Origin of the sequence: Enterococcus sp. E4-223, assembly GCF_035727065.1 — a bacterium.
In the GTDB taxonomy this organism is placed as follows: domain Bacteria; phylum Bacillota; class Bacilli; order Lactobacillales; family Enterococcaceae; genus Enterococcus_B; species Enterococcus_B faecium.
Genome location: NZ_JAPMLH010000008.1, coordinates 101,461 through 114,444 on the forward strand (window position 1 = coordinate 101,461; position 12,984 = coordinate 114,444).

Sequence of the window (12,984 nt, forward strand, 5' to 3'; positions counted from 1 at the left end):
AGGAGCTATTCGATGAAAATTTATACTAAAAGCGGCGATAAAGGAAATACTAGTATTATTGGTGGAGAAAGAATAAAAAAATCTGACGCTCGCGTTTGTGCTTACGGTAGCGTTGATGAAGTAAATTCTTGGGTCGGTAAAATTATTTCAGAGTTGGATGATAAAAAGTTTGAGCTGTTGAAAAAAGAACTAGTTGTATTACAAATTTTACTTTTTGATATTGGAACAGACTTGGCTACACCCATCGGGATTAAAGAAATGATTGTAGGGAAAGAAGAAGTAACTAAGATTGAAACGCTGATTGATTTTTATCAAGCAAAAGTTCCAGTCATTGAAAAATTTATCTTACCTGGAGGACATCCGGTGGCATGCGATATGCAAATTACACGAACAGTTATTCGTCGGGCAGAACGTGAAATCACACGATTGATTGTTTCAGATGAACCTATCAATTTACATGCATACAAAATTATGAATCGCTTATCAGATTTATTTTTTGTACTTGCACGTTATGTAAATCATGTTTATGCTACCAAAGAGCCATTTTATGAACGAGCAGGGAAGGTATTCCATTAAGAGAGGGTTTTAAACTTGAAAAAATTAGCAACATTATTAACCGTTTTTATCGGACTATTCATTATGACAGGGTGCCAATCAAATCAAAATGATCAAGCCTCTTCAAAAGCATCCACTCAAGCAACAAGCGAGGTTGCTAAATCAAGCGCGCTGATAAAATTGACTGATAGTGATAAAGAGATCACTTCAAAAACAGTCACTTACAAATCAGGAGAATCATTATTGGTAATTTTAAAGGCTAACTTTGAAGTAAAAGAAAGGGATGGCTTTATTACTTCAATTGATGGTCATGCGCAAGATGAGAGTCAAAATAAATACTGGACATTCACTATCAATGGAAAAATGGGTGAAAAAGGCGCAGGTGAAACTACATTAGATAATGATGATCAGGTAGTTTTCAATTTGGGTGTATTTAAATAAAAATTATCGTTCTTTACAGCAATTGGGCGATAATTAAGTATGAGAAAATTATTAGTTTTTAAAGGAATATGTTAATTTTAAAACACGTTCAAACCAATCATTTCGAAGGGTTTGAACGTGTTTTTTGGTTCTGTTGCAAAGTTTTATCTAAATACCTATTTAGTGTAAAATAGCTGAAACTAAAACATAAGGAGAATTACCATGTCCAATTTTAAAGGTAAACAATTTGAAAAGGATATTATCATGGTAGCCGTATGCTACTATTTAAGATATAACTTAAGTTATCGTGATGTTTCAGAAATCCTTAACGAACGTGGAATCAATGTTTGTCACACGACGGTTTATCGATGGGTACAAGAATATAGTCAAGTTATTTATTGCTTATGGAAGAAAAGAAATAAATCTGTTGGCGATTCCTGGAGAATGGATGAAACTTATATTAAGGTAAAAGGAAAGTGGCACTATTTGTATCGATCCATTGATTCTTCGGGGATAACATTAGATATTTGGTTGCGAAAAAAGCGTGATAAACAAGCAGCTTATGCTTTCTTTAAACGATTGATCAAACAATTTGGAGAACCTAAAGTTCTTGTCACTGATAAAGCCCCTTCACTAAGTAGTGCGTTTAATCAATTGCATTCTGAAGGATTATTTTCTAAGACTGAACACCGAACAAATAAATACTTGAATAATATCATTGAACAGGATCATCGATCCATCAAGAAAAGGCACAAATTATATCAGTCCGTAAGGACTGCTTCCTCAACAATTAAAGGAATTGAAACCATACACGCTTTATATAAAATTAGCCAAAGAGACAAAAGTCTCTTTGGCTTTTCAGTGATTCATGAGATGAATACATTAATGAGTATCTAAGCATAAAATCAAAAATTAATTGGAAACTCTTTATTAATTTTTTAACTTTGCAACAGAACCATTAAAGGTCTTTACCTTTGCGGAAAGCCTGGGTGGTGTGGAAAGTCTCATCACGTATCCAACGACACAGACCCACGCAGATATTCCTCAAGAGGTACGAGAATCTTATGGATTGACGCCGGATCTTTTACGGATCTCCATTGGGATCGAAAGTAGTAAAGATTTGATCGATGACTTAGAAAATGCACTGAAGATATTCAAATAACCCAACCACAGATCAGCTAGTGAAAAACTTACTTTTGTAGAGTAATTTTATTGACAGTTTTAGTTGTATAGGATAATGTTACACTACATATGAATAGTGAGTCCGATGTTTTCGGTTGACGGCAACAGGGATTAACCATTTCTCCTTTGAAAAAGTAGGTTGTTTTGAGAAACAGAGGGGAAATTGGTCTAGTTGGACCATTCGAAAAGGAAATAGGACGATTGATCTGAGGAGGGAACAAAAGGGGAAAAAAGGGATGAAAAGAAATGTAGTAAATGTGTTGACGACAGGAGTGATTGGGCTGCTTGCCTTGTTTAGCTTGGCTGCCTGTGGCACCAACCAAGCGGATGAAGAAACGACCGTCGTCAAATTAGGTGTCGTTGGCGAACAAAATGAAGCCTGGGAACATGTGCAAGAAGAATTGAAGGAAAACGAAAATATCGACTTGCAACTGGTGAAGTTCACCGATTATCGCCAACCAATCGTCGCACTAGAGGATGGGTCAATCGATCTTCACGCAGCATTGACGGAAATTTTTATGGATAATGTCAACGAAGAAAGTGGTTATTCCAACACGACGATTGCGTATACGACATTAAACCCACTTGGTATTTATTCCGATAAAATCACTGATGTCAGCGAATTGGCAGATGGTGCTACGGTGGCTTTACCCAATGATGTGTCAAATGAAAGCCGCGCACTATTACTCTTACAAACGGCCGGTTTGATCACTTTGGATGAATCAAAAGGGTTACTGCCAACAACGAGTGATGTCACTGAGAATCCCAAAGCCTTGAAATTTGAGCTGCTTGATTCCAATCAAACGGCTCGGGCAATGACCGATGTCGACATCTCTTTGATCAACAACGGCATGGCAGTCGATGCTGGCTTGGTTCCTACAGAAGATGCGATTTTCTTAGAACCTGTGGCTGACTCCTCCACGCCCTATTATAATGTCATTGCTGCGCGAGCAGACGAAGCAGAAAATGATGTGTACCAAACGGTCGTAGCGTATTACCAGACCGATGAAGTAAAAGCAATTATTGACGAAGTTACCAAGAAATCAAGTATCCCTGTTTGGGAATAAAAAGCAAAAAATCTACTATAATTATATAGGAACAGGAAGTAGGATGGAAAAATGATCAATTGGAAAAAAGGTTTAGCAAGTGTTGCCGTCGTCGGACTAGGATTCGTTCTAGCAGCTTGCGGTGGATCAAATACAGAGGAAACGGCAACCAGCAGTGCAGCTGGTGCTGGCGATGATGCAACATTCACTTATGCCATCAGCGGGGACCCATCGTCCACCAACCCGATCAACACCAGTGATCGCTGGGGCTTGACAGTGACAAACATGATCTATTCTCCACTCGTTACAGTGGAAGCAGATGGAACAACACAAAATGCGTTAGCAGAATCAGTGGAACCGGCGGAAGACGGCCTTTCATTGACCGTGCATTTGAAACAAGATGTCAAATGGTCTGATGGCGAAGATTTTACTGCCGATGACGTTGTTTTCACGTATGAACAAAAAGTCAAAAAAGAAAACGGCAATGCCGATTCGCTTTGGGTCGACGACCAGCCGATCGCGATCGAAAAAGTGGATGAATACACCGTGAAATTTGTGTTGCCAACACCGAGTGCAGCAGCGATCAGCAATATCGCAACCGAAACATACATCATTCCAGAGCACATCTTTAAAGATGTTAGCGACTTTTCGGTCAGTGAACTGCCTGAAAAACCAGTTGGTACGGGTCCATATCAATTGAAAGAATACAAACGTGGTGAGTACTTTACTTTTGAAGCCAATGAAAACTATTATGGCGGCAAGCCTTCGATTCAAAACGTGACCTTGCGGATCATTGAAAGTACTGATACGGCCAAAGTTGCTTTGCAAAAAGGGGAAGTTGATGCAGCCGTTGTTTTGCCTTCAGATATCGAAGACTTAGATGATACGCAAATTTCTGTTTATCCCTATACAGAAAACCGCATCGGATACTTAGGCTTAAATACTCATTCAGATGCATTACAAGATGTGAAGGTCCGTCAAGCAGTATTGTTTGCTTTGAACAAAGATGAATTAAATCAAGCAGCGTATTTAGATGAAGACTATTATGCAACACCGTATTCATTCTTACCACCGAACAATCCATACGTTACCGAAGATGTCGAGAAATATGAAACAAATGCTGAAAAAGCAAAAGAGCTTTTACAAGAAGCAGGTGTCACTGATTTGTCATTGAACTTGGCGTTCAACTCAACTGACCCAGCTCAAACGATCCAAGCTACGTTGATCCAACAACAATTGCAACAAGCAGGCATTACAGTTACCCTTGAAGGGGGCGATGGTACTGCGATCTTCACTGAGTTGAAAAAACCTGATTCAACGAAATACAACCTGTTCCTTGGCGGGTATATCATGGGGAATGACCCTGACTTATACGGCAGTTTATTCGAAACTGGCGGCAGTGCCAACTACTTCCAAAGCAATAGCGAAACCATTGACAATTTGTTTGCGCAAGCAGCAGTTGAATTGGACACAGACAAGCGTGAAGCATTGTACGATGATCTGCAAAAAGCCATTGCTGACGAAGCGATCATTTACCCAATCGTTGACAACAAGAAAATCTTAGCGGTCAATAACCGAATTGGTAATGTAGAAGATGCAGGCTTGATTCCAATCTATACATTCGAAGATATGTCTAAATTGACAATCAAGTAAATCCATTGGCTGTGATAAAGAGGAATCTTTTTTATCACAGCTTTTTTCTATGAAAAAGAAAGAAGGTCAATTATGTTTCGATATATTGCAAAACGAGTATTGCAAGCAATCCCTTTGCTATTTGTGATCTCTTTTATCGTATTCTCACTTATACATATCGCCCCGTATGATGTGATCGATTCCATCACGACACCGAATATGTCACAAGAGCAAATCGATCTGTTGCGGCAGCGCTATGGCTTGGATCAACCCTTTTTGGTTCAATATTTTCTTTGGATCAGAAATGTTCTTACTGGTAATCTTGGCTTTTCGTTGGTTTCTCAAAGCAGCATTTCACAAGAACTTGCGACTCGGATCCCGAATACGATGCGGCTAGTGATCCCTGCATATTTGACGGCTTTATTGCTGGCGATCATTTTAGGTCTGTTAGCCGCTGCCAACAAAGGAAAGATTTGGGATCGGATCATTGATGCTGTAGCATCTCTAGGGATCGCCGTGCCGACCTTCTGGTTTGCGATGATCTTGATTTATGTATTTGGTTACTTATTGAATATGTTCCCGATCATTGGCATGTATACAGTCGGCAAAGAAGGGGATTTTGGCGATTTTCTGCAGCACTTTATTTTGCCTTATATCACATTGACTGTCGCCTTCTTCCCAGATTTGACAAGGTATATTCGGGCATCAGCGACTCAGCAAGTATCAGAAGACTACGTAATGGTGCAACGGGCATTCCACGCCAGCAAATGGCAGATTTTCAGTCGTCACATTAGTCGCAATATTTTGATTCCCGTTGTCACCCAAATCGGCTTGGCGTTACCGATGTTGGTCACAGGAGCGATTATCACAGAAACGATCTACGGCTGGCCGGGCGTCGGACCTTACTTGATGGGTGCAACGAAAAGCCTCGATTATCCTGTGATCATGGCGATCATGCTGCTGTCAGCAACACTGGTCATCTTAGGGAATTTGTTAGCGGATGTATTATATTCCGTGGTTGATCCACGTATCCGTAAAGGAGGGAGCAAGTAATGAAACGTTTCAAAAAAATCAGTGAAGTCATGCTTGCTTCGCCCATCTATACTTTTTCTGTCGTTTTCTTGACCCTATTGATCGTTCTATCGCTTGTTGCACCTTTGATCCCGATCGATCCCAATGCAACGGATGTCAGCAACATGTCACAGCCACCGAGTTGGTCTCATTTATTTGGGACTGATGAAGTGGGGCGGGATTACTTTATTCGGGTCGTCTACGGCGGTCGGGTGTCCTTGTTTGTAGGTGTTTTGGCAATGATCACTGCGACGTTTATCGGGACCCTTGTCGGTCTTGTTTCTGGCTACTTTGGCGGATGGATCGATAACTTGCTGATGCGGCTCGTCGATGTGTTGTCATCGATTCCTTGGCTGGTGTTAGTGATCGTTTTGAGCGTTTTTTTACGTCCTGGACTAACCACGATCATTATTGTGATCGGCGGGTTTTCATGGATGAACATCGCTCGTTTGATTCGTGGTGAAACGTTAGCAGCGAAAGAACGGGAGTATGTTGCTTACGGGAAATTTATCGGCCGTTCTTCATTCAGTATTATCGTGAAGCATGTTTTCCCAGCAGTACTGCCAACCTTGATCGTTGCGGCATCCGCAAGTATTTCTGGGGCGATCATGACCGAATCAGCGTTGAGCTTCCTCGGATTAGGCATTCAGCAGCCGATGGCTTCGTGGGGCAGTCTGTTGCAAAATGCGCAAAACAGCTTGCAGCGGGCACCATACATGGCGATCCTTCCAGGGCTCTTTGTTATTTTCACCATCTATTCCTTCAACAACATCGGCGACATGATCAAACATGTCTTGCAAAGGGAGGTGTGACCGATGAAGACAGAATTGTTAGCGATCGAAGCGTTGAATGTGACGTTTCACAGCAAAACCGGTCCGAAACCGTTAGTCAAAAAGCTGGATCTAGTGATTCCAAAAGGCAAAGTGGTTGGGATCGTCGGCGAATCTGGTAGTGGCAAAAGTATGACCATGAAAAGTGTCATGGATCTTTTGCCTGATAAGGTGACCGATCACTATGCCAGTTATACATTTGAAGGAGCAGCAGTGACCGATCGTCGAACATTACCGATCGCCATGATTTTTCAAGACCCGATGACTTCGTTGAATCCTTTGCGTACGATTGGCTATCATTTGATCGAAGTGATTCGCCGCTCACAAAACGTATCGAAAAAAGCAGCTCAAGAAATCGCCGTCAAAGAGTTAGAAAAAGTCGGCATACCTTTTCCAGTACAACGTATGAAACAATATCCCCACGAGTTATCAGGAGGGATGCGTCAGCGGGTGATGATCGCCATGGCTTTATTGGCGCAACCGAAATTGCTGATCGCAGATGAACCGACGACGGCTTTAGATGTGACGATCCAAGCACAGATTTTGGCCTTGATCAAAAACCTGCAAAGAGAGAACCAGCTTTCCGTCGTCCTTGTGACCCATGACTTTGGGGTCGTTGCAGGAATGTGCGACTTTATTAAAGTGATGTATCAAGGTCGAGTCGTGGAAGAAGGCACCACGGAAGAGATCTTTTATCAACCTGCGCATCCTTATACGAAACAATTATTGCAAGCGGCACATTTAGGCGACAAGCATGCCGAATTAAAAGTCTTTGACTATCATGAGACATTGGCAAATGAGTTGCAAGAAACGCAGTTATCTAAGACCCATCGCGTTTGGTGCAATCAGGAGGTGACAGAATAATGGAAGAACTGATTCGCGTAGAACATGCGACGAAAACCTTTCGCAGCAAAAACTGGCGCGGCACTGTCAGTGAAGTCCGAGCGGTCGAAGATGTCAGTCTAACGATCCATCGGGGCGAGACATTGGGGCTAGTAGGGGAATCTGGGAGTGGGAAAACCACTTTAGGACGCAGTATTTTAAATTTAGAGACTTTAACAAGCGGGGAGATTTTCTTTGAAGGCAAAGAGCTAACAGCATTGACGGCAGAAGATCGCAAAGCAGCGTATCAGCAAATGCAGATCATTTTCCAAGATCCGTATTCATCATTGAATCCCCGCATGACGGCACTTGAACTGGTGATGGAGCCGTTGTATCATGAAACGAAAGATGCTGCCCGAGCGAAAGCCAAAGAAATCTTAGCGATCGTCGGGATCACGGGTGATGATGTCCATAAACTGCCCCGCAGTTTCAGCGGCGGACAACGGCAACGGATCGGCATCGCTCGTGCGGTGGTCAATCGCCCGGCGTTCGTCTTGTGTGATGAACCGACTTCGGCATTAGATGTCTCCATTCAGGCTCAGATCATCCAATTGCTGCTGCGTTTGCAAAAAGAGTTTTCATTGTCTTATTTGTTCATTTCCCATGACTTGTCCGTGATTCGTCATATCAGTGACCGAACAGCCGTCATGTATCAAGGGAAACTAGTTGAATTGGCACCCACCGACCGTTTGTTTGACAATCCGCTGCATCCCTACACGAAGAAATTATTAGCAGCAGCGCCGATCGCTGATCCTGTGTTAGCAAGAGGTGCGATGGAACAAACGGAGATTCAAAGCACGATTACTTTGACACCATTGTATGAATGGGTCGAAGTTGAACCAGATCATTTTGTGAGGAGAGAAAAACGATGACAGTAGAAACATTGACGATCCATCAAGGAAGCGACAAACTTGAAATGACGACCCCAACTGGCAATTGGGTGTTAGCACGGGAAAAAGGCTATTCGCCAGTCCAAATGCTGGTGAGTGCGGTCGCTGCTTGCGGTGGCTATGTATACGCATCCGTCTTAGAGAATTCAAAAATCACAGCAGAAATCGAAAAGATCGAAGTCAGCTATGACCGAGACGACAACAAAAAAGCCCAACCAGTCAGTGCCATCCACATTCAGTTTTATGCGAAAATCGCTGAAGCCGACCATGACAAAGCGACCCGTTGCCTAAAACTCGTTTCACCAAATTGCCCCGTAATCCAATCATTAGATCCAGCGATCGAAGTGACGGAAACGGTGACGTTTATTTAATCGAAAAAGACTTTGTGTGCCTGAAACCAATAGGCGTACAAAGTCTTTTGGCTCTATAATTTATGGGACTGATGAATCAGAATTGATTCTTCAGTCCCATTTTCATTTTAGGTATTAAAAAACATATCGTTCTCTAGTATGATTAAATCACCACAAAATAAACAACTGAGAGGACGATATGCTATATGAATGATTCTATCAAAAAAATGCTGAGAATAATAGAGAAAGATTTGATGATTACAGAGGTCTCTTACGAGACCCTTCAGAAGAAAAAGACGTTGGTCGTCGATGCTGTTCTCTCGCCTACTCCTCGTGCTTGTAGAAGTTGTGGTTCTACTGTGGTAGATGGAAACGGGAAAGCAATTATAGTGAAAAATGGGAAGAAGGAAACGATTGTCCGTTTTGAACAATAAAATCATATGCCTTTGGTTATGCGCCTAAAAAAGCAGCGCTATACCTGTAAAAACTGTCGCACCCATTGGACTGCTCAAAGTTATTTTGTCCAACCCAGACATTCAATCGCAAATCATGTTAGATATAAAATTGCTTCTTTACTGACTGAAAAAGTATCTTTATCTTTTATTGCGAAAAGCTGTCAGGTATCTTTGACCACCGTTATTCGTACATTGAAAGAGTTTAAAAGCTATTTACCAAAGCAATCTAAGAAGATTCTCCCCAGAGTATTGATGGTTGATGAATTTCGTTCGCATGCTTCTATAGAAGATAAAATGAGCTTTATTTGTGCAGATGGCGAAACAGGAAAATTAATAGATGTTTTGCCTACGCGTAAATTACCTCGATTAACAAGCTATTTCTTAGGTTGTACCAATCCAGAAGAAGTAGAATTCTTGGTGACAGACATGAACGCCGCCTACTTCCAGCTCACCAAACGTGTTCTGCCAAATGCGAAAGTCGTGATTGATCGGTTTCATATTGTCAAACACATGAATCAAGCGTTCAATGAGTTGCGTATCCGTGAAATGAATGAACTTCGTAAAGCCGGACAGAAAAGCCAGGCAGAAAAACTGAAAAAGAACTGGCGCTTTTTGCTAAAAAATCGTGCAAACATCAACCATTATGAATACAAAACATGGAAAAGTTTCCGAGCACCAAAATACCCATTTCTTACTGAAGCAATGATGATTGATCGATTGCTTGAGTTTTCTCCGCCCCTAAAGGAGGCGTATCCCTTTTTTCATGAATTAGTTGAAGCCTTTCGAGACAAAGACCTGACTTATTTTTCTCCTTATTGGCAGAACTTCCCGAAACGTTAGATGACAGCTTTCGGGAAAAGCTTCAAAACCTTCTGACCTATGAAGAAGGCATCACCAACGCAATGATCTATCCTTATTCCAATGGAAAAATAGAAGCGAAGAATACCCACATAAAGACAATGAAACGAGTATCCTACGGATTTAAATCATTTGAGAACATGAGAATTAGAATCTTTTTGATCAATCAATTAATCAATGTAAGATAACAAAAAATCTGAGCCAGAATGTGGTTCATTCTGACTCAGATTTGATTTTGCACAACTCATCAGTCCTTATTGACAAAGAGCCTACTAAGATCTTTAACTTTTACGCCATCCTAATCATTTTTTCGCCCATGAATAATTTTTTCTGTTATTAAGTTAAAACCCTTTTTTAAGATATTGTAAATTAATAAGCATGATTTTAGACTACTGGATTTTTAGAATTGCAACCTAATTTCAATCCGTAACTAGTCTATCTTTTATCAATAATACAAGATAACAAGTGTAGATTAAACGGAGCAGGGACTATAAGTTAAGCTAGATGACGTCTCCCATTAGTTTAAAACTTTATAAGGTGTGAATTGCAATAATCAAGAGGGAAAAAGTTGAGCAAATCTTAAAAAAAGATAATTGAGATTATGATGAGTTTAAAGAGAAGGCTACTAGAAAAAATTTATGACTATTTTACAGCAGAAAATTGCTGTTTTAGATAACGATGATGAAGTGGAAGAATAGGTCTACTCTCTTTTTGTTTTACAGGAAAGAATGATGAATGTGCTGACAAAACTATACTGTTGGATTTTTCTGACATACTAACAACAAGCATCATCCTTAGTAGTTAAATGCAATCAATATAAGCAGTTTAATTTTCACTTGTAACCTGTAAAAATAGGGAAGCTTATGTATATTGGGATATAAAGTATAGCTAGAAATATTGAGCGAATTTTTTATTAGTACACTAAAGATGTTAAGTTGAATCTAAATAAATCAAAGAATTACTTTAGAATTTTCAGTTTAACTTCCGGATCGCTATTCTTCAAATTTGATTTTTAGAGTATAATAGGCAAAAATTCATTTTGAAGGAATGATCAGTATGCCTAAAGTGGCTGTAATGGCGGGAACACCTATTGATACTAGGATGGGAGCTGATCTATTGAACGAAATTTCCTGTGAATTGTTAGAAGTACCTATTTCAGAAAATCCAGCTCAACAGACCTATTTCCAAACACTTCCAGTCTTCGAAAAGATGCACCAAATTGAAGTGAAAATAAAAGATCTACAGAGTAAAAAAATTGATTTACTGTTGGTTTATTGTAATTCACTGAGTGCATCGATTGATTTTGATTTTCTGGCTAAGAAATATTCAATGAAGATTATCACACCATTTCAAGTATATGCGGATTTGGCTCAAAAACACGAGCGTATTGGTGTGTTGACCGCTAATGGTCAAGGAGCGGCTGGAATAGAAAGTGTTTTAGTGCAGCACCATTCAACAATACGAGTTTATAATGTCACGAATCTGGATTGGGTACATGCGGTGGAAGCAAAGATCCACCCTAGTATTATTGTAGAACAATTTGGACTGACGGATTCAATGAGTTTTTTTATGAAAAATCAAGTCGAAGCGATTTTGATCGGTTGTACTCATTTTCCTTATTTTCTTACAGAATATCAGTCCAGAACGAGAATTCCTTGTATCAATCCAGATGATGCATTAATAGAAAAAGTCAAATCAATACTTTAATAAGCATTGGTTTGACACAGACAATAACTTAGGATTTTTTTGTTTTATTTTTTAGCCAAATAAGCATCAATGTGTGTTTTTATTTTTTCAAAGTCTCTCTCCAAAAATAAAATAGTCGGAATCTGAATGACCGGCAAATTACGCTCATTATTAAACGGTCCAAAGGGCTCTGGTAGCACCAATAGATCAATCATATCCTTATCTTTGGTATAATTTGCTGATACGTCATAATACTGAGAGAAAAAAGCTAAAAGATCATCAATGTTACGTCTAGCGCGGGTCGCAAATATTGTGGTAGAACCAACGCCACTATTAGAAGTAAGCATAAAATAGATTTTAGTCATTACGAATTCTCCTTTTTAAATAAAATATAGCGGTAGCTTTATGTTTGACTAACTATGCTTGCAAATAAAGTTAAAATTATAAGAAAAGGGGAATAAGAGCATGTTAAACAAAAGAATAGCAAATAAAAATGATTATAAATTAGTTTTAGAAATTTGGGAGAAGTCAGTAAAGCAAACCCATGATTTTCTAGCTGAAGCAGATTTTAATTTTTATAAAGCAATCATTCCTGAGAACTTAGATGAGGTTAAACTTTATTTATGGGAAGATAACGGAGAAATTGTCGGTTTTAGTGGTGTAAGTGCAGAAGAATTAGTTATGCTATTTCTTGATCCAGATTTTATTGGTAAGCGATATGGTAGTCAAATATTAATTGAGCTGATTGAAACTGAAGATATAAAAAGAATTGATGTTAATAGTCAAAATAAATATGCAAAACATTTTTATTTAAGCCATGGATTTGAAATTGAATCTGAAGAAGACTTAGATGGTTTTGGTAAACCATACCCTATAACGCATTTAGTAAAAAAATAATTCATGAATGGTTTATTACCTGATTGAACATGAATAAAAGTAATATTTTTATTTTGATGGCCTATTTCTAGGTTATGAATTATCCAGATCAAATTTGTGTATTACATTCAGTAATAAGGTGCTTATCTTAGGATCAACTTATGATACTAGCTGACCAAGGATGTACCAGTTATAGAAAATCAGTTAAAGTAAAAATGATAAAAATCTTATGTCAACACTGATTTAGGCTG

The 12,984-nt window shown here is 39.5% G+C and carries 13 protein-coding genes and 2 pseudogenes; 14 read left to right on the top strand and 1 reads right to left on the bottom strand.

What is annotated here, in order from left to right; genetic code table 11:
* The first annotated feature begins 12 nt into the window (after positions 1–12).
* From OS139_RS11445 to OS139_RS11505, 13 genes and pseudogenes are all read left to right on the top strand, one after another.
* Positions 13–576, top strand: coding sequence for a cob(I)yrinic acid a,c-diamide adenosyltransferase (locus OS139_RS11445; RefSeq protein WP_002334645.1), 564 nt, complete (start codon positions 13–15; stop codon positions 574–576).
* Between the two features lie 15 nt (positions 577–591).
* The gene (locus OS139_RS11450; protein WP_002314381.1) at positions 592–996 is read left to right on the top strand and encodes a DUF4430 domain-containing protein; all 405 of its coding nucleotides are present in this window, start codon (positions 592–594) and stop codon (positions 994–996) included.
* Between the two features lie 201 nt (positions 997–1,197).
* Positions 1,198–1,872 carry an IS6 family transposase gene (locus OS139_RS11455; RefSeq protein WP_002314380.1) on the top strand — a complete coding sequence of 225 codons (675 nt, stop codon included), beginning with the start codon at positions 1,198–1,200 and terminating at the stop codon, positions 1,870–1,872.
* Between the two features lie 61 nt (positions 1,873–1,933).
* Positions 1,934–2,137, top strand: a pseudogene (locus tag OS139_RS11460) (PLP-dependent transferase); the annotation flags it as partial.
* Positions 2,138–2,393: 256 nt separating this feature from the next.
* The gene (locus tag OS139_RS11465; protein ID WP_002307592.1) at positions 2,394–3,224 is read left to right on the top strand and encodes a MetQ/NlpA family ABC transporter substrate-binding protein; all 831 of its coding nucleotides are present in this window, start codon (positions 2,394–2,396) and stop codon (positions 3,222–3,224) included.
* Positions 3,225–3,275: 51 nt separating this feature from the next.
* Positions 3,276–4,856, top strand: coding sequence for an ABC transporter substrate-binding protein (locus OS139_RS11470; RefSeq protein WP_002314378.1), 1,581 nt, complete (start codon positions 3,276–3,278; stop codon positions 4,854–4,856).
* 72 nt (positions 4,857–4,928) lie between these two features.
* Positions 4,929–5,888, top strand: a complete 960-nt coding sequence (locus tag OS139_RS11475) for an ABC transporter permease (protein WP_002314377.1) — start codon at positions 4,929–4,931, stop codon at positions 5,886–5,888.
* The gene (locus tag OS139_RS11480) at positions 5,888–6,718 is read left to right on the top strand and encodes an ABC transporter permease (protein ID WP_002314376.1); all 831 of its coding nucleotides are present in this window, start codon (positions 5,888–5,890) and stop codon (positions 6,716–6,718) included. The genes OS139_RS11475 and OS139_RS11480 overlap by 1 nt, the downstream gene beginning before the upstream one ends.
* Before the next feature lie 3 nt (positions 6,719–6,721).
* A complete protein-coding gene (locus OS139_RS11485; RefSeq protein ID WP_002307601.1) occupies positions 6,722–7,600 on the top strand; it encodes an ABC transporter ATP-binding protein in 879 nt (292 codons plus the stop codon).
* On the top strand, positions 7,600–8,490 hold the full coding sequence (locus OS139_RS11490; protein WP_002316738.1) for an ATP-binding cassette domain-containing protein: 891 nt from the start codon (positions 7,600–7,602) through the stop codon (positions 8,488–8,490). Before OS139_RS11485 ends, OS139_RS11490 begins: the two co-directional genes overlap by 1 nt.
* Complete coding sequence (locus OS139_RS11495) at positions 8,487–8,879, top strand: OsmC family protein (protein WP_002307605.1); 393 nt, start codon at positions 8,487–8,489, stop codon at positions 8,877–8,879. The genes OS139_RS11490 and OS139_RS11495 overlap by 4 nt, the downstream gene beginning before the upstream one ends.
* A 185-nt stretch (positions 8,880–9,064) precedes the next feature.
* Positions 9,065–10,359 (top strand): annotated as a pseudogene (locus OS139_RS11500) (ISL3-like element ISEfa11 family transposase).
* Positions 10,360–11,227: 868 nt separating this feature from the next.
* Positions 11,228–11,878 (top strand): aspartate/glutamate racemase family protein, encoded by a 651-nt coding sequence (locus OS139_RS11505; RefSeq protein WP_002332339.1) that lies wholly within the window; start codon positions 11,228–11,230, stop codon positions 11,876–11,878.
* Positions 11,879–11,922: 44 nt separating this feature from the next.
* Here OS139_RS11505 and OS139_RS11510 read toward each other — a convergent pair whose 3' ends face one another.
* Positions 11,923–12,222, bottom strand: a complete 300-nt coding sequence (locus OS139_RS11510) for a hypothetical protein (RefSeq protein ID WP_002293555.1) — start codon at positions 12,220–12,222, stop codon at positions 11,923–11,925.
* Positions 12,223–12,322: 100 nt separating this feature from the next.
* Between OS139_RS11510 and OS139_RS11515 the strand changes: the two genes are divergently transcribed.
* Entirely contained in the window at positions 12,323–12,754 is a 432-nt protein-coding gene (locus OS139_RS11515) for a GNAT family N-acetyltransferase (protein WP_002293556.1), read from the top strand.
* The last annotated feature ends 230 nt before the right edge of the window (positions 12,755–12,984 follow it).

Coding starts and splice junctions, on each gene's coding strand:
- OS139_RS11445 (WP_002334645.1), top strand. CDS start 13: ATGAAAATTTATACTAAAAGCGGCGATAAAGGAAATACTAGTATTATT.
- OS139_RS11455 (WP_002314380.1), top strand. CDS start 1,198: ATGTCCAATTTTAAAGGTAAACAATTTGAAAAGGATATTATCATGGTA.
- OS139_RS11465 (WP_002307592.1), top strand. CDS start 2,394: ATGAAAAGAAATGTAGTAAATGTGTTGACGACAGGAGTGATTGGGCTG.
- OS139_RS11470 (WP_002314378.1), top strand. CDS start 3,276: ATGATCAATTGGAAAAAAGGTTTAGCAAGTGTTGCCGTCGTCGGACTA.
- OS139_RS11475 (WP_002314377.1), top strand. CDS start 4,929: ATGTTTCGATATATTGCAAAACGAGTATTGCAAGCAATCCCTTTGCTA.
- OS139_RS11480 (WP_002314376.1), top strand. CDS start 5,888: ATGAAACGTTTCAAAAAAATCAGTGAAGTCATGCTTGCTTCGCCCATC.
- OS139_RS11485 (WP_002307601.1), top strand. CDS start 6,722: ATGAAGACAGAATTGTTAGCGATCGAAGCGTTGAATGTGACGTTTCAC.
- OS139_RS11490 (WP_002316738.1), top strand. CDS start 7,600: ATGGAAGAACTGATTCGCGTAGAACATGCGACGAAAACCTTTCGCAGC.
- OS139_RS11495 (WP_002307605.1), top strand. CDS start 8,487: ATGACAGTAGAAACATTGACGATCCATCAAGGAAGCGACAAACTTGAA.
- OS139_RS11505 (WP_002332339.1), top strand. CDS start 11,228: ATGCCTAAAGTGGCTGTAATGGCGGGAACACCTATTGATACTAGGATG.
- OS139_RS11510 (WP_002293555.1), bottom strand. CDS start 12,222: ATGACTAAAATCTATTTTATGCTTACTTCTAATAGTGGCGTTGGTTCT.
- OS139_RS11515 (WP_002293556.1), top strand. CDS start 12,323: ATGTTAAACAAAAGAATAGCAAATAAAAATGATTATAAATTAGTTTTA.